The following is a 20,251-nucleotide window of genomic DNA, read 5'->3' as shown; positions in this document are numbered from 1 at the left end:
GGGGGCGGTTGATATGGAGTAAACAGCAAGGAACAAACAGCAAACAGCACAACAGTAGAGGGCAAACGAAAACCGTTGAACGGGAAGTGTAAAACAAAAAGTGTAGAGCAGTTTTCTATTTTCTATTTTCTTTTTCTATTTATCAGATACTATGGGGATTACTTTTCCCTGATTCTACAGGTTTTCCAGGTATGACTGGGCATCAAGAGCTGCTCGGCAACCCATACCAGCAGCAGAAATTGCCTGTCTGTATATGCGATCTGCGGCATCGCCTGCTGCGAAGACGCCGGGTATGCTAGTTTTAGTTGTTTCGCCATCAACAAGGATATAACCGTCATCATCCAAAGACAGATTGTTATCCAGGAATTTTGTTTGCGGGGTGTAGCCAATGGCAATAAAGACCCCCTTTGCAGCCAATTCTGTGTCCTTACCTGATTGTGTGTTATGAACAATAACAGACTGAGCCGCGGTGCCATCTCCCTTGACTTCAGACACAGTTGAATTTAAAACAAATGTGATACGAGGGTTCTTCTGTGCCCTCTCAACAAGGATTTGCGATCCCCTAAAAGTATCACGGCGATGGATAAGGGTGACGGAAGAACCAAAACGAGATAGGAAAAGGGCGTCAGTCAAAGCTGTGTCACCACCTCCAACAACAACAATTGGTTTGTCTTTGAAGAAGAATCCGTCACAGGTAGCACAGTAGGAGACTCCTCGACCTGAATACTGTTCTTCGCCAGGTATTCCCAATTTTCTGTAGCTGGAACCTGTTGCAATAATTACGGTACGAGTTCGATAGACCGTACCAGAATCAGTAGTTAAAGTTTTAATGGTGCCTGATAAGTCAGTTTCGGTGACATCATCATAAACAAGGATAGTTCCAAATTTCTCTGCTTGCTTACGCATATTTTCCATAAGATCAGGACCTAGTATTCCCTCTGGGAATCCGGGAAAATTCTCAACCTCAGTGGTATTGACGAGCTGTCCACCCGGAGTTAAGGCACCAGCAATGAGGAGGGGAGCATATCCGGCACGACCTAAATAGAGTGCAGCTGTATAGCCTGCAGGACCAGAGCCTATAACGACAGCATCATAAAGGTGGGTTTCAGTTTCTCCCCGCGTAGGAGAGGCCTTGGAAGTCTTATGATTCAGAGAAATAAGATTTTCGAAGTTTTCCATAGGTATCCTCAATTCCTAAGCTAGTTGATCTGAACCGGCAGGACAAATTAACCGTCATTAACCGTTGTAGTTTCTTTTTATCTGTCACTTGTTTGGTTTCAACTGGTCTTTCTATTCATTCTTTTATGGTGAACAAGATGGGTGAAAATAAATTCCGGTTTAGCTTCGGGCATATACATATTATTACAAAATAATTGTATAATTATATACAAACGATGGCCTGGCCTGGCATGACGCGATGCTGCTGGCGAATTTCGCAAATAAAGTCTTGGAATTCGCACCTGTCTGATCGAGTAATCTGGTTTAGCAATCTGATTGAACTATCTGATCGGACTGTCTGGTCGAAGATTTAGTACACGGTGATAATTCCAAAATGCAGACTCCCGCTGTCAGGCATAGATCCGGAAGGCACCCAGATAACGATTCGATCAGTGGAAATTGGCCGGCTCAGAGTCACGTTAGTTGTATGAGAGCTATCGAAGGAGAACTGTGCCAGGGGATAACTGTTTACAGGATTTGTGGCGTCGGAATCGGCGTAAATAAAGGCGTTCCCTCCCTGAGAATACATTTGAATCTGCAGACGGGAAATGGTCACAGGAGATGCAAAGGTCAATGCAAGTCCATAACCGTTCTGACCGTTGGGCTTATTAAGGAAGGTTCGCCCAGTAATACGAATCGGACTGGTATTTTTAGGAACATGAGGCGCTGGCACTGACCCTGCAGTTTTAGTTGCCGGGTAAGTGGTTGCCTTTTGCATGGGGGCAGAGCTCTGGCTGCTGGGCGTAGAAGACTTGGGTTTCTGGCTATTTGTGGGACTAGGCTTGTGCGATTCCTTCTTGGGGGAACTTGAAGAGGTAGAGGCACTTTCTCCGTTGACACCCTGGTTAGGCTGCAGGCTGGGCCAGGGGTTGCTGCTGCCTGAAGATCCTATAGGAGATCTGAGATTAAACAATCCCAGGGAAGAAGCTGAAATGACCAAAGCAACAATAAGCAGAACACCAACAAGGACAACAGCAAGGGTCCGCCTGCGGACAAGAGAATTATGCTTTTCTTTGTTGATCCGTTTCTGCTGTGCCTTATAGGATCGCTCACGTTCTGTGTCGGTCTGAGCATCGGTATTGCCAGAGCCTTGGTAACTAAAGGCTTGGGAAAGGGAAGAATCAGACGCAGACGCCTGCTGCCTGCTGGATATAGAACGAGACGATCGTGCTGAACTTGCTTGGGATGGTGAAGGACGGCTGGACTCTGCAGACCTTATGCCAGGGCGGTTCGAAGCGATCCGGGCAGAAGGTGAACCATCAGAGAATACAGGAGAAGAGGGTGTGTGATTGAAATTAGGGGATTGAACCGGCGGAATGATACTGGGAATCGCATCCTGGGCAACCCGGGAAAGCCTGTCTGAAGTTGTAAGAGGAGACTGAGAAGAAGCTATATTTTCGGCCTTATCTGCAGGATTGACCTGGATTGCTCGCGTGCTGCTGTTGACTTCTTCCGGGTAAGCTGCAGGAGCAGCATGAGGAGTGTGGCCAGTCAGGGGAGAGGCAGCCGAGGAGTCAGAATCATCAAAAGCTCCGAAAAGATCATCACCCTGGGGCCGTAACCTAACTTCCTGATCCTTCTGGAAAAGCTGCTCCCGATCCCAGGGGGTTGACTGAATGACTCGAGCCTGGCGGTGTAATTGAGAAGAAGCGGCAGAAGGACGAGTAAAGAGGCGGGCAGGAAGGTCGAACATTCCAGCGGTGGCTTCTTCCGGGGAGGTAATTTTTTGAAGCTGGACCTGTGATATGGACGGAGAAGAATCGGGGAAAGGCCCTTCCACTTCGGAGAAAGACAGGTTGTTCCACGGAGTGTAGTCTCCCAGAAGGGCGGACATTTCCAGCAAGGTTAAAAGAGGCATAGGAGCAGACCCGGTATTATCAACTAGTCCCAAGCCTCGCTGGCAGATTAAAACGAATTCAGGAGGTATGCTGATATTTTGCTGAAGGAGGCCGGCGAATTCAACCCTGCCAGCATCAGCAGAAGTCAGATCTGACAGAGAATTTTTTTTATCCGCCTGGAAGACCCTGCCGGTAATGAGTTGGAAGAGAATCGCTGAAATTTGTCTGACGGCCATAGCCTCATAATCACCAGCCAGTGGATTGGCGTTTGCAGAATTTTCCTGGCCGAAGGGACGAAGTGCAGCGGAAACAACGGTATCAGCTAAAAGCAGTTTGCTGGTCGTCAGTCGTACAGTCTGAGGGCTGAGAGCATGATGCATAATTCCCTGAGTTTTTAGATGCCGGCTCATGGAAATGAGCTCTCCAATCAGGCTGCGTGTAGCCTTAATACTCAAGGTATGGCTGGAAGAATGAGTGACTTCTCCGTGGTAGGAGGTGGCGGAGATCTGAGAAACAGAATCAGCTGAACTTTGGCTATCAACTGGGTTTCCAGTCTGAGAATCACCTGCATCAACACGGGTATATTCTGCCAGACTGACGCCTGAATCAGGTTCAGTAGCAATAATATAGGCTCCGTCATCACGGAAAGACTGGTAAATGCGCTCGCAGTAGGGGAGTTTCTCTCTTGTCAGGACAGAAGAGATTGCATTAACATCATCGAAAAGACTGCGATCAGTTACTACAAACAACTGACATTGACGGGAAGTTGTTATGTCATTAGCCATGAATGTGGCAATCCCGTCGCCTTCATTAAGTGCATTCTGCAGCTCATAACGATTGAGGATAATATCTCCGGTTCGAATATTCATGGTTGTTCTGTTTTTACTGCTCCCGTTGGTAAATGGTCTCTTGTCCATTGTAGGAACAGGGGTCACCGGATGCAACGAAGGAGATCCGTTTGATGATGGAGAAGAAGGGTAGGGAGGAGAATCAGGAACAAGTTTAGAAAGAGATCCGGTACCTGACTGAACGAACCGGGGGATTTGATCGATGGCAGATTCAGCGGAGGATGCAGGCACGGAGGCTAAGGCACTTGAGCCAGGCGAGGCACTTGAGCCAGCTTTGCCAGAAGCTGCTTCTTTTTGCAGACTGATCTTTAGTTTTCTTCCCCAAGAAGTGGCGCTTAATCCCAAACGGTCGAGGAGAAGAATGCCAATCGGCACTATATCAGATGTTTTGAGCAGGATTAAAACAGAAGTATAAATAACCAGGGCAACAATACCAACTAGAAGGCAAATTAGCAGGGATGCCAGCCAGGATATATGCCCATGTGGTCCGGTCAGCTGAATGTGCAGACCCCGGATCAGTAGTTCGTAGAGGAAATGGCTGACAAGGGCAGCGGCCGCAGCTGCCAGAATCGACTTCAACAGAGAAAGGATAATTTTTTTAGTATCTATAGATCCATGGAAAAGCTTCTTCTGACACAAAATAAAGAGAAGGGGAATACTGACTGTGTAGCTGATCGTTACAGAAAGGGACACTCCCCAGGTCCAGTACTGAGGAGGTGCCATAAAGCGAACCAGGGCAACGATCACAACTTGAATAATATTTTGTACCACTACAAAGATGAAAGGATATTTTCCATTTTCAAATGCATAAAAAGTCCTTTGCAGGAAAAGAAAGGTAGACACTGCCCAAAGATTGCAGCCCAGGGTTATGAGGAGTGGACAGATGAGATTGATTTCAGACAGGGGAACAGAGGGGAGGAGCGCCTTGATGATGGGAACAGGAATAGCCACAAAAACAGCAGTGAAAAAAAGCATAATAATTCCGCTGCGGCGCAGAGATTGGCTTAAAGTATCTTTTGCGTCGGCAACACGTTTTTCTGCCACAAAAAGAGACAGGCGGGGAAAGATAGCTGTGGCAATGGAGACAGCGATCAGAGAATAGGGGAGCATGTAGAGGGTAAATGCATTCTGGTAAGAGGCGTTTCCAGCAATCCCATAAAGGTCATGCCCCTGAATGGGGGCTCCGTTGGTCACACGAGTGGTTAAAATTCCTATCAACTGATTGATAAGGACAATACTTAGGCTCCAGATAGCAACACTTCCCATAGATCGCAGGCCAATGCCGTGAATCCCTTTACGGAAATGATAACGATAACCTGTCTGGATCAGGGGGACAAAAAGGATCAGGGCCTGAAAAGCGATCCCTAGAGTCCACATACCAGCTGTCAGGAAGATTTTATCCTGAGTCCACCAGCTCATTGGCCGCCGGGAGGCATTCCCAAAAAGCAAAATAAAACCAAGAAAACCGACGCAGGAAATGATATTGGCCCCAACCGAGCTCCACGCATAGGCGGCAAATCGCTCCTGAGCTGCCAGGATTTGCCCCAGGATAGTGTAGAGGCCGTAGAAGAAGATTTGCGGCATACACCAGAGAGTGAAAGCATCGACCAGGGCATGCTGACTGGGATTCCAATTGGAATTCAGGTAAAGGGTAGTAATCAGATGGGTGGCGGCCGACATAAGAAGGGTAACGCCAAGGAGGAGAACGATTGACAGGGTTATAAGCTTATCCAGGCGTTCGTGAGCATCAGTCTGTTTGAGGGCACGGACGATTTGAGGGACAAGGACAGCGTTGAAAACCCCACCGGACAGGATGGTAAAGAGAACCTGGGGAATCATGGTGCCGGTTTGGTAAGCATTGGCGGCAATACCCGTGGTCCCCACGGCTGCCGCCAGGAGGATGGTCCTGAATTGGCCGGTCAGGCGAGAAAAAAAGGTGCCTGATGCCATAATCAGGGAATTACGCCCAACGGATGATTCTTGTGAACTCATGGTCTGTCCTTAGCCTTGCTCGCTGCTCTTTCATAGTTTAGCGTATTTCGTCTATTTTTCAGTGGTTTTCTGACTGCTGAGGGTCTTTTCCTGACCTGTTGGCCGATCTGATCATTCTTCTTACTTGTCTGTACAGCCCCAGAACCGCCAGAACTAAAGCCAGTCCAATCAGGGCGTAACCGGTTACATCGTTGACTGATATGGTCCCGGTGATGGTAGTAGTTACTTTATTTCCGAGGGGAGCGCCCTCAGCATTGGTCAGGTAAATGGTGGCTTTGGCGGTGCGGCCGCCTTCGGCACTGATAACTAAGGTAGCCTGTTGATCATCATGAGCGTGGATTATGAGGCTTTTCAAGGGTTCAATGGAAATCCCTGTATTCACGGCAAGTGCTTGCTGCACCTGCCCACAAATTCCAATTTTTACCGCAAAAGGAAGGGAATTATTGATAGTCAGGGGGAGGCTTGCTTTGTTGGACACGGTGTTGACACTTCCGGGAGGAGCAAGCTGGATGGTTTGGTAAAGACTGCTGACTAAGTATTGGGCAGCAGAGGAATATCCTTTATCTATGCCACCTAATGAAAGGGTTCTCTGGGCGTAAGAATCGAAAACAGTTTCTAAAGCTGAGGACCAGACGGAGGAGTTTTCTAGGGTGTAGCCATGGCTAGTTGCCAGGGAATTACTTTGAGCCTTCCCCTGGGACAGGCCTTGGGCGTTGGAAGCTGTGCTGTTGCCGCCTTTGGTTGACGGTACAAGGACAGTTGAGGTGAAAAAGGTTAGCCTTTTGCGAGCGGAAGCAAGTTCTGCTGCAGCTTCTTGATATGATCGGAGTGCTGCCTGGTCGGCCTTGCCCATCCTGTTGGCCTGGGCCATTGCTGCTGCTTCCTGCAGACTATAGTGGCTGTTTGCCTTGAGCAGGGTCTGAAGATTGATTTGTTCAATCCAGGGACAGCGAAGTACTCTTGTCAGGAGGGCTGCAGTGGCTGCATGGGAAGCCTGAGTCTGCTTATCTTTCAAAGCAACCAGCAAAATTCTTTCTTCGTAAGGGGCCTCAGTTTCGTAAAAGGCGCTCTGGGCAATAAAACGATTGATGCGGCCAGCAGATGAGGTTTCAGCAAGGGCAGTTGAGGAGGTAGCAGACCCGCTAGCCAGCTTGCTCAGCTGCTCTTGGGCGGTTAAAACGGTGATATTCCCATTTGTTGTAGGAACAGTCAGTTTTCCAGTATGAACAGCAGAGTCCCTGCTATCAGTAAAGCCGCGGTCAGCAACAACTGCTTCGTATCCTTGTCCTTTAACCCGGGCCAATCCGGCGGAAGTCCAGGTTGAGTGAGACCCCTGCCAGGCAATCAGGGGGAGAGAGGCTGCGGGAGACAGAAGAGGATTTCTGCTGCTGTCAGCTAGTTGTCTTGCTTGGTGTGCATTCCAAGACTGTTCCTTTAGTCCTGATTTTTTCCATTGAGAAAGACCAGTTTCAGAAAGAAGGCTGACATTGAGTCCATAGGGTTGCAGGAGCCCGGCGGTCTGAAGATTAACCCGGGGGGATTTCTTGCTGGAAGAAGCTTCAGACAGAGAAGGATCTATCAGAGCTTGCACAAAAGAGAATTTTTTCGTCACAGAAGCCGCATATAAAAGGCGGTTGAGCTTATCGGTCGAAACAGATTTGTTTACAGAAGACCGGGATAAATTTTTGACTGCCAGGGGGCTGTTTCCCTGGAGAAGATTGTGTATAAAGTCTTTGTTTGCCTTTTTGCTTTCTCTATTTGCTCCCGTGTCTGCTCCCGCCAGTTCAGGCAGGGCAAAAACCATTTTAATTTTGGGCAAATTTTTAGCAGGTGTATCTGTATTTGTTCTTGTCAAGAAAGTATACAGATCTTGACGGATGAAGTCAGTATGGTCTGTTTTTTGAGCTGTATAGCGGATATCTACCGGTTTGGCCCCCCAAGCCCGCATATATTGCAAAATCGGGGAAGAAGGATCAGCGCTCACCGATACTGTGGTTGATTCTCCCGCTTTCAGGGCAGGAACTATAACAGATCCCAGGAGTTGAGGGGTTGGGATTCGGGAAGCCCCCTGGGCCCATTGCTGGAGAGAATCGCTGTTGGGAAAGGAGTAGCGACTGTTGGTATAAACTGACAGTCGTCCTTCGCCTATATCAACAGAGCTGGTGTTGGTAACTGTAGCAGTGAGCTGGTAGCCGCCTCCTGCTTTCAGCAGGGAAGTAGACGAAATCAGCTTCAAAGAAACCGGAGAATTTTCCTGATTGTTGGTCTGGCTACTGCTTGCTGAGGGGGCAGCCCAGATGGTAGATACACCCGGCAGGCCTGCAAAAAAGAAAAAACAGATGACAAGCAGACAGATAAGGCTACTGGGGAAGAAACGGTTGGCAGCGATGCGATGATTATGTGTGGTCAGCCTCATGAGCCTTCTTATTCTTTCGTGCATACAGCCAGGCAATCCTGCGTTCGTTCGGATAGCTCAAAACCTCCTGCAAATCATTGAAATCCACCCATATAGCATCTTCAGCCTCATGATCCGGATCTCCTTCAACAGTCAAATGACCGCCAATCTGTTTCAAAACATAATGATGTACAAGCTTATGGACTCGCTGGGTTGTCCCGGTAAACCAATAATCAATGGTGGCAATTGAGTCAACAACTTTCCCCATAATTCCGGTCTCTTCATGGACTTCCCTGACAGCGGTCTGATCAGGCGTTTCGCCTTTTTCAATGTGCCCCTTGGGGATACACCATTCAATGTGCCCAGACCGGGAATGGCGAACAATAATAGCAACTCGGTTACGGTCATCAAAAACCAGTCCCCCAGCAGAATATTCCCGAACAATAGGCAGGCTGCGGGAGTCAAGCGAAGGAAAAGTTCCTGACCCCTGACGTTTTCGTGCCATAACCGCCGGAGTTGCTGCCGGTGATGTACTGTCAGAATCAGCGAGGGAATCTTGCTCGCTGTAAGCTGAATCTGATTGATCACTGTCAGAATCAGTCAAACTGGTGTCGGCTTCCTCCTTCAGAAGTTCTTCATACATAGTGGTCAGAATCGCTTGGGGATTCCCATCGTGGACACCATAATCGCCATGAGGGTGTATTTCTACCGATGAATGCGGGGTTTGAGAACTGTAGACAGGTTCTCCATCTTCCGAGGAATTCATACTATCGGCGGTTTCAATACGAGAATTAAAGGCTTCTTCATAGGAGAGCTCAATCTCTTCCTGATAAGACAGATGATAAGAGGTCTGGTTCTTTTTGTTCTCCTGCTTATGGTGCTGATTTTGGGCAGACTTCGAGCCCTGACCCGCGCGCTTAAGCATGCGGGCAATATCTCCCGGAGTAACTGTCATACTTTCTAGTGTACGTGTAATTTGTGCGAATGGGGTAACGGGACGGTAGAATTCTTACATAGCGCATATTTTTTGCTTAATATTCAGAGAATCTGCCGGACCATCAGGAGATAACCAGCAGATAAGCAGACAAGACGGAAACGCAGACAAGACGGAAACTCGGAGGTACGGAGTGCACCAGGGCAACGGGACAACTATGGTTCAATGGGATAAGTCTTTGGTTCCTCCAGTAGCTGTTGAGCTGGGCCACATTTTTGCTGAGCACGGATACGAACTTGCCTTGGTTGGAGGGCCGGTCAGGGATATGATTCTCGGCCGTTCTGCTCATGATTTGGATTTTTGCACTTCTGCCACTCCTGACCAGTTTGAGCCTCTGCTGAAGGCCTGGGGAGACGGCTTTTGGGACATGGGCCGCAAATTTGGCACTCTGGGTACTATGAAGCGTCTTCCTCAGGGAGAAGAGGTTTCCATAGAAATCACTACATACAGGACTGATGCTTACCAACCAAATTCCCGTAAACCTCAGGTTGATTATGGGAGCAGCCTTCAGGGAGATCTTTCCCGACGGGATTTTACCATTAATTCCATGGCTGTTCGTCTTCCCAGCCTGGACTTTGTTGATCCCTTTGGAGGGATGGATGACTTAAGTAAACGACTGCTGCGGACTCCGGTAGCTGCTGAGCAGTCTTTCAGTGACGATCCCCTGCGGATGATGAGAGCAGTTAGGTTTGTTGCCCAACTGGACTTTAGGATAGCTCTGGATACGGCTGAAGCCTTGTCTTCTATGGTCGACAGGATTCAGATTGTCTCAGCAGAGCGGGTCAGGGATGAGCTGACCAAGCTCCTTCTCAGCCAGCATCCCAGGAAAGGGCTGGAAAGTCTGGTCGAATCTGGGCTAGCTGATTATGTCGTCCCTGAGCTTCCGGCGCTTCACATGGATCGTGACCCCAACCATCACCACAAAGATGTTTTTGATCACACTATGAAGGTGCTGGAGAGGGCCATTGCACTGGAAACTTCCCCTGACGGCCCAGTTCCTGCCCCTGATTTAGTTCTAAGACTGGCTGCCCTCATGCATGACATTGGCAAACCCCGAACCCGGCGATTTGAACCCGGTGGAAAAGTCAGTTTTTACCACCATGATCTTGTGGGGGCTAAAATGACCAGGAAAAGGTTGACAAGCCTGCGTTTTGATAAGCATGTGGTGGAAGATGTATCTTCTCTGGTGGAGCTCCACTTGCGCTTCCACGGGTATGTGGATGAACCCTGGTCTGATGCCGCGGTCCGGCGCTATGTCAAGGATTCAGGGCATCTGTACCATCGCCTGAACCGTTTGACCCGGGCTGACGCCACTACACAAAACCGGCAGAAATCTTTGATGTTTGAGCAGGCAATGGATGAGCTGGAAAGCCGGGTTAACGAGTTGAAGAAAAAGGAAGATTTTGAGGCCATCCGTCCCGATTTAAATGGAGACCAGATCATGAAAATTTTGGGTCTTGCCCCTGGCCCCCAGGTAGGCCATGCTTATAAGCATATGCTTGATTTCCGTTTGGATAATGGTCCTGTTGATCAGGATGAGGCAGTAGCTGAGCTGCAAAAATGGTGGCGAAGCCAAGGCAAGTAAGCGTCAAAGCAAGCAAGTATCAAGGCAAGCAAGCCTGCCAGAGTGCCGGTATTTTTAGCCGGTATTTTTACTTGACCTCAGTATGTTCCTGGGCCTTGGGCAGCTTGGTCATTTTGGCTGCGTCAATACAGCCCTCGGCAGAGGTGAGTTTTTTCCCCAGCTTAAGAGACACCTTGTCGGTGTTTTCCAGATTTTGGAAGTCAGATCCTATGACTACGTCAATAAGCTTGTCAGTTCTGTCGTCCATTTTCAGGAGCACATTCTTAGGGAACTGAGCACGCAGGGTGTATGCAGCAGCAATGGTTTTTCTACCAAAATAAATAATGGATAGCTTGGTGGCGGAGGATGAATTCCAGTCCCCGGCTCCCTGAACGGAGAATCCTCGGTTGGTAAATTCGCTCGATACGGCTGTTGCCAGACCGGCATGGGTAGTTCCATTCAGGACCCGCAGGTTAATGTCGCTGGGGCTGACTGGTGAATCCTGATCTTTGACCAGGCAGGCAGTCTGGACCCCATAATTATTTGCCTGAGAGCCGGAACTGTCTTTTTTGGGAGCAGCAATCCAGCCTAAGGCTAAGGGAATTGAGATTACCGTTGCCAGAATGATAACAATAATGGCGGTTGAAATCACAATCTTATGGCGATCGCGCAAATACTGAACGCGAGCTTCACGTTCTTCGCGGGTTGTGGAATTTGGCACTAGGCAGCCCTCCTGGAACTTGTATTCTCATCATAATAGACGCTAGGCACAGCAGCATGATTGGTGGCTTCAATCTGCTGTGGGTCTTCTGAGCAGATCGCACTGATTGACTGTGCAAGACGAACAAAATCATCAACAGACAGGGTCTCCCCCCTGCGGCTGGGATCGATCCCACTATTGTTAAAGAGATCAGAATATAGGGTAGGGCTGGAATTCGAAAGGGGCTTAGCCTTGCTTGCTGTTTCAGGGCTTACGGGGCACAACGATCGCAGAGGCTTTTTTAGGGCTGCCTTCAGAGTTTTGCGGCGCTGGCTAAAGGCACTGTCGATGAGACTAAAGGTGAGCTTTTTCAGGGATTGGTCACGCTGACCGGTTCTGCGAAACTGGACTAGGGCCGAATCCACATGAGGGGCAGGCCAGAAAACGGTCCGGCTGATGGTTCCTGCCAGTTTTGCTTGGCCGTACCAGGCCAGCTTGACTGAAGGGACCCCGTAGATTTTTGATCCCGGGCCTGCGGTAAGCCGTTCGGCAACTTCTTTCTGGACCATAACCACAAAAGAGTCCAGTGTAGGGAAGCGATCTAATAAGGAAAGAATAATGGGAACCGCCAGATTATAAGGAAGATTGGCTGCCAGAGTTAGGTGAGAAACCTTGCCGCCCCCCAGTGCCTGTTCCAGATCGGAGGGCGTAAATTCCAGGGCGTCTTTGGCTACCAGGTGAAAGTGGCTGTCTGCCCGCGGCATGAATTCGTGAACCGTGGAGGGTATTTTCTGTGCCAATAGTGAATCTATTTCTATGCTGACCACGGTAGAACCAGTTTCAAGGAGGGCCAGTGTCAGCGAGCCCAGACCCGGGCCTACTTCAATAATTGTTCGTGGTTTGCCACCTGTTGCCAGGGATGCTATTTTACGAACAGTTCCGGGATCGATCACAAAATTTTGTCCAAATTTTTTAGTTGGTTTTGTGTTAATTTCTGAGGCCAAGCGGCGAATATCAGCCGCGCCGAGCAGACAGGAAGCAGACTCCGATGATAATGCCGGCTGGGACGATTCTGGAGAGGAATCACTAAGTACAGCGGAAAAATGCGAGTCAGAGGCTGCAGAAGAAACTGAATCAGCTGTATTACGCATAAATAACCAAAACCTCTATGTAATCTCTGTGGAATACATCTTTAATAAATCCTCAATAGATCTTCAAAAAATTTTTAATACCAATTATGAGAAAGATGGTAAGCCTTGGCTTTTAAGGGTGTTCCATATCTGCCAGAAATATAGCCCAGTCCCCAGTTTATTTGAGTGGCTGCATTATCGTGCCAGTCAGATCCGGATGAAGCCATCTTGCTTCCGGGCAGGGCTTGAGGAATTCCGTAAGCTCCTGAAGGATTTGCTGCATCCCATCTCCAGTTAGATTCCTTGTTAAAAAGCCAGACTACAGCCTGCCATTGGCTTCCGGTCCAGCCATATTGGGCCGCTGCCGCTTGTCCGTAAACCTGCGCCTGGGCGGGTGTGGCATGCCAGGTGGAACTGGCCTCTTGTTGGGCTCGAGCCTGCTGAGCCTTAGCTGCTGCTGCAGCTGCTGCTGCCTTTCGACGGGCCGCTGCCTCCGCCTGTGCTTGTGCTTTAGCCAGGGCAGCAGCCTGGGCTTTCCTGCGAGCTTCTTCCCTGCGTGCCTCTTCTTTGCGGGCAGCCTCTCTTCGCGCAGCTTCTTTTTGATTTTGAGCCTCTTGCTTTTTGCGGGCTTCTTCCTGAGCAGAAGCAGAGGATGATGGAGAGGAGGACGCTGAAGATGAGGAGGAGGGCGTGGAAGACGGAGAGGAGGAGGCAGAGGATGAGGACGAAGAAGACGTCGAAGGTGATGGCCGCGTATTTACTGGTGAAGAAGGGGAAGAAGAGGGTGTTGCCTTGCTCTTATTACTGGTTTTCTTGCTCTTGGTATTGGGAGCGGTAGGCTTGGAGACCGGTTCTGCCTTTTTCTTAGTGCCCACCATGACTACTTCATTGACAGCGTATCGAATAACAGTTTGCCTGACCAGGGCGGTGCTTTCTGTTCTCCCGTCTACTACCAGATTTCTGTAAGTCTGTTCTTCCAGGCCCTTGCTTCCTTTCTGTGAGACATATTCAGTGCCCGCCATTCTGGTAGGGTCTTTAACCCTAACGGTTGCATAAGGCAGGGTAACCTGCTTGGTTGAGCTGGTGTAAGAAACCCTCTGAACACGCAGGATAGTTTCGGACTTACTCCGAATAACATTGACCCGGTCATTTTTCCCCAGCTGAATGCTATTGGCATCAAGGATTGCTGCTGCTGTGGTGTTTGCCTTGGGAACCTTGATCTTTTTACCATCTGCCAGCAGATAAACAGGGCCTGAAGAATTAATAATAATTCCGCCAGTAAGTTTGTTGTAGATATTATTTATGTCTACCGAAACTTTAACAGCATTTTTCTCATTCTGTCTGAAGAAATTAAGAATCTGATCAGCGCTGGTAGCATAAGTCCAGAAGTTGACCACCTTGCCATCAATAGTGAGGGTAGTTTGATAAGCAGTTCTAATGGTAACGACTGATCCGTTATGCAGAAGGTTACCGTCTTTTGTGGTAATAAAATCGTGAGTTTTAGTTTTAATTCCCTTTTCCTTCAGCATTCCCTGAACGGAAACAGCAGCTGTATGAATGGTAGAAATTTTTCCATTGTAAGACAGGGTCACAGTTTTAATAGAGACAGCGCAGAAGGTGATAATACTGGCAATAGCTATAAAAGCAGAGCAAAGGATAAGACGGAGTCGGCGATGCTTAATGAATCGCTGCGGTGTCCACCGACGTGTCATAAGTCCTCCAAATCTGTCTGGAGTGATGTATCCAGGCTGCCGTATCTTTTCTATTTTACTTATTTCCTAGGAATTAAGCTATTTTTAGTTATAATACAAACGATTTCGCCATAATTACCGAATACTTACCGAAGGTAAAGCAAAAAATAAGACAAAACAAAATACAGCAACCGACAACCAGCCTTAAACGAAATATAAAAATGGGGGCGGGAATGAAGGGGAATGGAACCCGCCCCCACCGCAGGAGCCAGGTTGATTCTCCTGCTTTGCCCAGAATTCGCGAGAATTCGGTGGGACTTCTCTAGAAACGTTTATATACCCTTATAATGCTTATTGTACAACCTTTTTCAGGGGACGTGTACAAAAATAGGAGAAAAATAGGAAAAACTCATGGAATAGATCTTGCTGGAGTGAATCTTGGAATCGTGCAGGAGCGAAGTCAGTAGAAGTAGATTCTGCAGAGGAAATCCAAGAACAGCTATAAGGAGATTATTCCGGTGTAGGCTGAAGATTATGAGTAAGGACAAGATAAACCCAGGGAAGCAGGCGAGCAGGAGGGGCAAATACACAGGGCAGGCACATGGCAAAATCATTCTTATTGGGGAACATTCTGTTGTTCATTTCAAGCCTGCAATTGCCTTACCTTTAATGTCCACCTGCATGGAGGCAGCCGTGGAAGCGAATGGGTCCCTGTCATCAGCCCCGAATTTTTCCATCGACTGCAAATACTTTTCAGGTAATCTGGCAGATGCACCTGGCAATTTGTCTAATGTGAAATCTCTGGTGGCTATTTTGTCTCAGCAGCTTTGTCGTCCTCAAGGCTTGGGAGGCTTCAATATTGACATTAGCTCCTCTATTCCCCAAGAACGTGGTATGGGGTCGTCAGCTGCTGTTGCTGTGGCTCTTATACGGGCTATAGCTGACTATGCCGGAGTAGTTCTGGCCGATCAGGAAATATTTGATTATACGCAAATAAGTGAAAATATTGCACACGGCAATGCGTCAGGTCTTGACAGTATTGCTACTGCTCATGATAAGGCAGTCTGGTTTGAGCGTGGGCAGGAATTAAAAGTTTTCGACTGCCAATGCCCTGGAACCCTCCTTGTTGCAGATACTGGTGTTAAGGGAGGAACTCGTCAGGCGGTTGATGATGTGCGAGCATTGCTGTACAGTCAGGAACGGGGTTTGGCTAGGAAAGCTGCTGAAGATATTGACCGCCTGGGTCAGCTGACTGAGGAGGCTGCTCAGGCATTGTCCGGGGGATATATGAGGAAGTTGGGGTATATTTTGGATGAAGCACAGGATACTCTGTCTGCCCTTACTGTTTCCAGTCCGGAACTTGACAGATTGATTGATGCGGCTAGACAAGCGGGGGCGCTGGGGGCCAAACTGACGGGCGGCGGCCGTGGGGGGTGCATGATTGCTTTGGTTCCCGACGATGATCCGGGTTCAACCCTTTTAAGTGTGGTAGAGAATGCGTTGAGGGCAGCAGGAGCTCGGAGAACTTGGCGGCTTCCTCTGCATGGATAGACGGATAGTCTGATGAGCGCGACGAATAAGAACTTATAGAAAGGTAAGAATCCATGGTCCAGGCTGCTGCCGCTCGGGCACATACCAATATTGCCCTTATCAAGTATTGGGGTAAAAGGGATGACAAGCTGATTTTACCTACCAGCACCAGTTTGTCGTTGACTTTGGATTCTTTTTATACCGATACTCATGTGTCGCCGGCCAGGGGAGAGGACGATCAGCTGATCCTCAATGGTCAGGTGGGGGGACTGCAAGAAACCAGCCGGGTTCATGATTTCATCAACCTTTTTCGGGATGAGGCCAGAAAGAAAGATTATTCTGGCCAGGAAACTGCTTTATGTGCTGCGCCGATAAGAGTTGACAGCTTTAATCATGTTCCCACAGCAGCTGGTTTGGCTTCATCTTCCTCAGCCTTTGCCGCCCTCGCCTGGGCCCTGCGGGATTATTTTGGACTAGCTGACTCTATGGATGATCGTATCTTGTCTACTTTTGCCCGCCAGGGATCGGGGTCGGCTACTCGCAGTATTTTTGGCGGTCTGGTTGAGTGGCTGTATGGTTCCGACAGCAGCGACTCTTACGCCTATCAGATAGATGATGGCAACTGGGACTTGGGCATGATCGTTGTTGCTCTGAGCACTGAACACAAAAAGATCAGCAGCCGGAAGGGGATGAAGCATACAGTTGATACTTCTGCCTTTTACCCTTTGTGGCGACAGGCATCGGAAAAAGATTTAGCGCAGGCGGAGGCTGGAATCCGCAATCATGATCTGGATCAGCTTGGCCGGGCTATGGAAGCCAATGTGATGAAATTCCACGCCACCATGTTTGCGGCGGACCCCCCTATCACCTATCTGACTTCCCGCAGCTGGGAAGTCATTGAATATGTGTGGGATCTGCGTGAACGGGGTATTTCCTGCTATTTCACCATGGATGCTGGTCCCAACGTCAAAATTCTCTGTCATAAAAGCCAGGCAACTACTCTGGCAGAAGACCTGCGGACAGCTTTCCCTGACGCGTTGGTCTGGCAGGCTGCTGCCGGCAGCGGACCGAGCAATATAGAAAAAGGCGAGTGGGATAAGATGTATGGAGAATCATAGATTATAATATTTAATTATAATATTTATATATAATTTTGATATCTATATTTATATTTATAACTGATATCTATAGTCTTTTGATAACTGTACTGTCAATAGAAATCAGACCTCGTCCGCCGGAGGCTGACCAGAGAACAATCGATGCGATAAGAAGAACTATGCATACTTCTGGAAGAAAAATTTGTCCGTGAAGATAGGCAGAGAATTCAGCCGGATATAGTCTCAGGGCGAAGCCAGACCGGATTTGAACGTTTTGAGAGACAGTATTACTGATCATAAGAATCAGTCCAAGCCCTAAACCGTAGAAATGGCCCAGCACAGCCATACCAAGGATAAAGAAGGATAAGTCAATAAGCGCGTTGGTTGTTATAAGAGAGAGAGGAACAGGATCCCTGAAGGTATTCATGGAGCTGAGTAGCCAACTGAGCAAGTAGTTAGCTGCCACTGGTATAAAAATAAACTCACTAGAGATGAAGAAAGAAGACAAACGTATACGGCGGCGGTCGCATTCCTCCCATGAAGGCATGAGGGGTGAGAGTGCAATAAAAATACCAATAATACAGCAGGCCAGCATAATTTCAAGCATGGGGGTGACATCATTGAGGGAATGATGTCCTGGAGGGCAGACGGTTGTAATGTCTTGTCCTGAAAATTGCTCCGCATGAGAATCAGGGAAACATACAATACTTGCAAAAGCCGGGAAGCGGTAGGCGCTGTGGAAAATACAGATCAGAGAAAATGGAGCGGCAGCACCAAGAAGAGAAAAAATAAAGGCAAGGCGGGAGTGCCTGCCAGCGAGCCAAAAGTAACTATTTTTCATTTTTCCAGCTGCTTACTTACTTCTTGGGGGCTAATAGTACACTTCTCCAGAGCAGGCAGATTCTTGGCGACAAAGGACTGCAACCTGGAATCCGGAGAATTCTGCAAAAGCTGGACGGTTTTATCCTGGGATGAATCAGCAAAGATGCTCTGTGGACTTCCTCCGTTCTTGCTATATGCCAGAGAGGCCATCCTTTGCGGAAGCTGCTCAAAAATATAAGCAGTAACCTCAGGGCCAGTTGTGAGTCGATCCAGATTATTGATTTTCTGAAGGGCGTTTTGCGCGCATGGAGCGTGCAGACGATGGTCAGAGAGGTAAGCCATGACGCGTGCCAAATCACTGTATGGAGCTGTTTCCTGAGTAAGTGTGTCTGTGCTGACCTGAAGGACAAGTCCTTTCCTGTTCTTGACCAAAGATAATCCGCGCCTGGATAAATTCCAGGGTGATGCTGTTTGAGTTGAGGTAAAAGAATTGCCCAGAAGAAGGGTAATATTTTTTATCTTCTCTTGGCTTTTTTCCAGCGATGGCTGACTTTGAGGGAACCATCCGGCTGCAGAACGCATATAGGAATAATATCTACGATTTCGCGCTTTATCGTCAGGGTGAGAACATACGCTTACCTGAATTCGGGGAATTTCAGTGCAGATGGGAGTAAAAGATGCAGATCTGATCCAGATTTTTGGTCCGCTCCAGGCAAGGGTTCCTCCTATAAGCGCAGGCACCAGAATAAGAATGGCTACAGAGCTTGTAAGCCAGCTGCTGCTGGAGAGTCTCCATAAACGGGAAGCTGCAAGGCAGGCTGCCAGGCAGGTTGCAGTAAAAGCAAGAAGCAGGGCATATCTGCTGGCGAGTGCCAAAGGATTGATGGTAATACCAGGTCCGCTGCCCATTCCAGTATCGATAATTGGCAGAACAATTCCCAGTGCCGACCCCCATTGACGAGGGAAGGTTTTCCCTGATGGAATTGTAGGCGAGAAAAGCATGAGCCCAGCCCAGCAGAGAAGGGCTGACAAGACAAAAGCAGCAGCAAGAGACCAGCGGCTTCCCATGAGCACACCCAGAGTGAAGCCCAGCGCGAACAGGAGGGCAGGCTCGCAGGCTCCCATGAGTAAAGCAGGAAGAGGTGAGGGCCCAGAAGTATGGGCTAGCGTTTGTATGATTGCCGGCAAGCATGACAGACAATAAATGAGCAGGCTGATAAACATCCCCTTACCAAGAGGAAGGGCATATCGGCGTAAATCGTTTTTCAGGCTGCCGCCGCGCCAAGGCGGGCTTATCAGGGACCGCCGGGAAGAGGCTTTGAATGAGGACCAGGCACCAAACATGCAGGCGATAATGTCTGGAACCAGATGCATCCAGAGGAGATCAAGCTGTAAGGCTGCGTTTGAGAGGGCCAAAGTTGACGGATCGGAACCAATACCAAAGTTACGGACACTGAGCAGAAGGGGAACCACGAGCATGGCTAAGGAAAAAATCCCCGTACTGATTGGAGATAAGGGCCACAAGAGACGAGTTAAGAAACCAAGAGAGGCAGCGTCGGATTTTAATTGAGGGGTGATTGTTGTTTTCATATTTATTTTCTTATTTTTTGCAGCTGTCAGTGACATCAGCAGCATCCTTCAGTCTTTCTTAGCATCTGTTGCTTGGCTGGCTGGTTCACCAGCCGGTGTTCCATGAGTGGTTAGAAGATTTTTATATCCTGATTCCCAAATCGTGCTCAGCTTGTCATCAGAATCTCCTAAAAAGGCCAGATCATCCATTGTCCCTTTCAGCAGAATTCTCCCTTTACTGAGGACTATGACCTGATCAGCCATCGCGGCCAGGTCATCAACTAAGTGAGTACTAAGAATAACTGTGTGTTTTTGTGCGTATGTATCAAGAAGCTTTCGGATTTGTATGCGCTGAATGGGCTCAAGACCAACTGTTGGTTCATCGAGGACCAGCAAATCTGGCTGAGTTACCATAGCGCAGGCTATACCTACCCGCTGTCTTGTTCCGCCGGAAAGTTTGCGAACAGGGGTATGTGTGTAGTCATCAAGATCCAGATCATGAATTACCAGGTTCGCAGCCCTAGCGGCCTCAGTTAGGGAAAACCCGTGAGCCCAGGCAGCATAGGAAACGTTACGGATGATACTGGAAGCGTTCATAAGCTCAAAACTCTGAGGAAGATATCCAACAGCAGAACGAATGTGTGATACATTGCTGCGGACTTTTGCATTATACCCATGGATTATAAGTGAGCCCTCGCTTGGTCTTGCCAAGGTTGTCAAAAGATTCATTAGCGTTGTTTTACCGGCTCCGTTAGGTCCGAGAAGTCCGTATAAACCAGAATCAAAAGAAAGAGTAATATCTTTTAGCGCTCGAGTGCTGCCGTAAGAAAAACTCACATGGCCCAGCTCTACCTCAGCCATTG

The 20,251-nt window shown here is 48.5% G+C and carries 13 protein-coding genes; 3 read left to right on the top strand and 10 right to left on the bottom strand.

Going from position 1 to position 20,251, the window contains the following annotated elements:
• Nucleotides 1-174: 174 nt before the first annotated feature.
• The 4 genes from trxB to SCIP_RS08440 all read right to left on the bottom strand — a co-directional run bounded on the left by trxB (nt 175) and on the right by SCIP_RS08440 (nt 9,246).
• Nucleotides 175-1,179, bottom strand: a complete 1,005-nt coding sequence (gene trxB, locus SCIP_RS07405; protein ID WP_006292416.1) for a thioredoxin-disulfide reductase — start codon at nt 1,177-1,179, stop codon at nt 175-177.
• A gap of 349 nt (nt 1,180-1,528) precedes the next feature.
• Nucleotides 1,529-5,896, bottom strand: a complete 4,368-nt coding sequence (locus tag SCIP_RS07400) for a murein biosynthesis integral membrane protein MurJ (protein ID WP_006292415.1) — start codon at nt 5,894-5,896, stop codon at nt 1,529-1,531.
• A gap of 58 nt (nt 5,897-5,954) precedes the next feature.
• A complete protein-coding gene (locus tag SCIP_RS07395; RefSeq protein ID WP_006292414.1) occupies nt 5,955-8,312 on the bottom strand; it encodes a DUF6049 family protein in 2,358 nt (785 codons plus the stop codon).
• The gene (locus tag SCIP_RS08440; RefSeq protein ID WP_006292413.1) at nt 8,293-9,246 is read right to left on the bottom strand and encodes an NUDIX hydrolase; all 954 of its coding nucleotides are present in this window, start codon (nt 9,244-9,246) and stop codon (nt 8,293-8,295) included. Before SCIP_RS08440 ends, SCIP_RS07395 begins: the two co-directional genes overlap by 20 nt.
• 196 nt (nt 9,247-9,442) lie before the next feature.
• On the opposite strand from SCIP_RS08440, the gene SCIP_RS07385 reads away from it, so the two are divergent.
• Nucleotides 9,443-10,870: a CCA tRNA nucleotidyltransferase gene (locus SCIP_RS07385; RefSeq protein ID WP_040590734.1), complete on the top strand. Its 1,428-nt coding sequence runs from the start codon at nt 9,443-9,445 to the stop codon at nt 10,868-10,870.
• 67 nt (nt 10,871-10,937) lie between these two features.
• Here SCIP_RS07385 and SCIP_RS07380 read toward each other — a convergent pair whose 3' ends face one another.
• The 3 genes from SCIP_RS07380 to SCIP_RS07370 form a co-directional block, all read right to left on the bottom strand.
• Nucleotides 10,938-11,570: a LytR C-terminal domain-containing protein gene (locus tag SCIP_RS07380; protein WP_006292411.1), complete on the bottom strand. Its 633-nt coding sequence runs from the start codon at nt 11,568-11,570 to the stop codon at nt 10,938-10,940.
• Nucleotides 11,570-12,700, bottom strand: a complete 1,131-nt coding sequence (gene rsmA / locus SCIP_RS07375; RefSeq protein ID WP_006292410.1) for a 16S rRNA (adenine(1518)-N(6)/adenine(1519)-N(6))-dimethyltransferase RsmA — start codon at nt 12,698-12,700, stop codon at nt 11,570-11,572. Before rsmA ends, SCIP_RS07380 begins: the two co-directional genes overlap by 1 nt.
• Before the next feature lie 74 nt (nt 12,701-12,774).
• Entirely contained in the window at nt 12,775-14,391 is a 1,617-nt protein-coding gene (locus SCIP_RS07370; RefSeq protein WP_006292409.1) for an aggregation-promoting factor C-terminal-like domain-containing protein, read from the bottom strand.
• Nucleotides 14,392-14,904: 513 nt separating this feature from the next.
• Here SCIP_RS07370 and mvk point away from each other — a divergent pair.
• Nucleotides 14,905-15,921: a mevalonate kinase gene (gene mvk, locus SCIP_RS07365; protein ID WP_006292408.1), complete on the top strand. Its 1,017-nt coding sequence runs from the start codon at nt 14,905-14,907 to the stop codon at nt 15,919-15,921.
• 53 nt (nt 15,922-15,974) lie between these two features.
• Nucleotides 15,975-17,018, top strand: coding sequence for a diphosphomevalonate decarboxylase (gene mvaD, locus SCIP_RS07360; RefSeq protein ID WP_006292407.1), 1,044 nt, complete (start codon nt 15,975-15,977; stop codon nt 17,016-17,018).
• Nucleotides 17,019-17,085: 67 nt separating this feature from the next.
• On the opposite strand, the gene SCIP_RS07355 is transcribed toward mvaD, so the two are convergent.
• Genes SCIP_RS07355 through SCIP_RS07345 form a run of 3 tightly spaced genes read right to left on the bottom strand, consistent with a single transcriptional unit; the run spans nt 17,086 to nt 20,249 of the window.
• Complete coding sequence (locus tag SCIP_RS07355; RefSeq protein WP_006292406.1) at nt 17,086-17,838, bottom strand: hypothetical protein; 753 nt, start codon at nt 17,836-17,838, stop codon at nt 17,086-17,088.
• On the bottom strand, nt 17,835-19,445 hold the full coding sequence (locus tag SCIP_RS07350; RefSeq protein ID WP_144427357.1) for a hypothetical protein: 1,611 nt from the start codon (nt 19,443-19,445) through the stop codon (nt 17,835-17,837). Before SCIP_RS07350 ends, SCIP_RS07355 begins: the two co-directional genes overlap by 4 nt.
• A gap of 12 nt (nt 19,446-19,457) precedes the next feature.
• Nucleotides 19,458-20,249, bottom strand: coding sequence for an ABC transporter ATP-binding protein (locus SCIP_RS07345; protein WP_006292404.1), 792 nt, complete (start codon nt 20,247-20,249; stop codon nt 19,458-19,460).
• Between the last annotated feature and the right edge of the window lie 2 nt (nt 20,250-20,251).

The organism is Scardovia inopinata JCM 12537, assembly GCF_001042695.1.
GTDB classification, from domain to species: Bacteria; Actinomycetota; Actinomycetes; order Actinomycetales; family Bifidobacteriaceae; genus Scardovia; species Scardovia inopinata.
The sequence above is the reverse complement of the archived record's forward strand: the minus strand, read 5'-3'. Positions and strand labels throughout refer to the sequence as shown.

Excerpts from the sequence above, each read along its gene's own strand:
- SCIP_RS07355 (WP_006292406.1), bottom strand. The coding sequence starts at position 17,838 with ATGAAAAATAGTTACTTTTGGCTCGCTGGCAGGCACTCCCGCCTTGCC.
- SCIP_RS07395 (WP_006292414.1), bottom strand. The coding sequence starts at position 8,312 with ATGAGGCTGACCACACATAATCATCGCATCGCTGCCAACCGTTTCTTC.
- rsmA (WP_006292410.1), bottom strand. The coding sequence starts at position 12,700 with ATGCGTAATACAGCTGATTCAGTTTCTTCTGCAGCCTCTGACTCGCAT.
- SCIP_RS07350 (WP_144427357.1), bottom strand. The coding sequence starts at position 19,445 with ATGTCACTGACAGCTGCAAAAAATAAGAAAATAAATATGAAAACAACA.
- SCIP_RS07400 (WP_006292415.1), bottom strand. The coding sequence starts at position 5,896 with ATGAGTTCACAAGAATCATCCGTTGGGCGTAATTCCCTGATTATGGCA.
- SCIP_RS07370 (WP_006292409.1), bottom strand. The coding sequence starts at position 14,391 with ATGACACGTCGGTGGACACCGCAGCGATTCATTAAGCATCGCCGACTC.
- mvk (WP_006292408.1), top strand. The coding sequence starts at position 14,905 with ATGAGTAAGGACAAGATAAACCCAGGGAAGCAGGCGAGCAGGAGGGGC.
- SCIP_RS07345 (WP_006292404.1), bottom strand. The coding sequence starts at position 20,249 with ATGGCTGAGGTAGAGCTGGGCCATGTGAGTTTTTCTTACGGCAGCACT.
- trxB (WP_006292416.1), bottom strand. The coding sequence starts at position 1,179 with ATGGAAAACTTCGAAAATCTTATTTCTCTGAATCATAAGACTTCCAAG.
- SCIP_RS08440 (WP_006292413.1), bottom strand. The coding sequence starts at position 9,246 with ATGACAGTTACTCCGGGAGATATTGCCCGCATGCTTAAGCGCGCGGGT.
- SCIP_RS07385 (WP_040590734.1), top strand. The coding sequence starts at position 9,443 with ATGGTTCAATGGGATAAGTCTTTGGTTCCTCCAGTAGCTGTTGAGCTG.
- mvaD (WP_006292407.1), top strand. The coding sequence starts at position 15,975 with ATGGTCCAGGCTGCTGCCGCTCGGGCACATACCAATATTGCCCTTATC.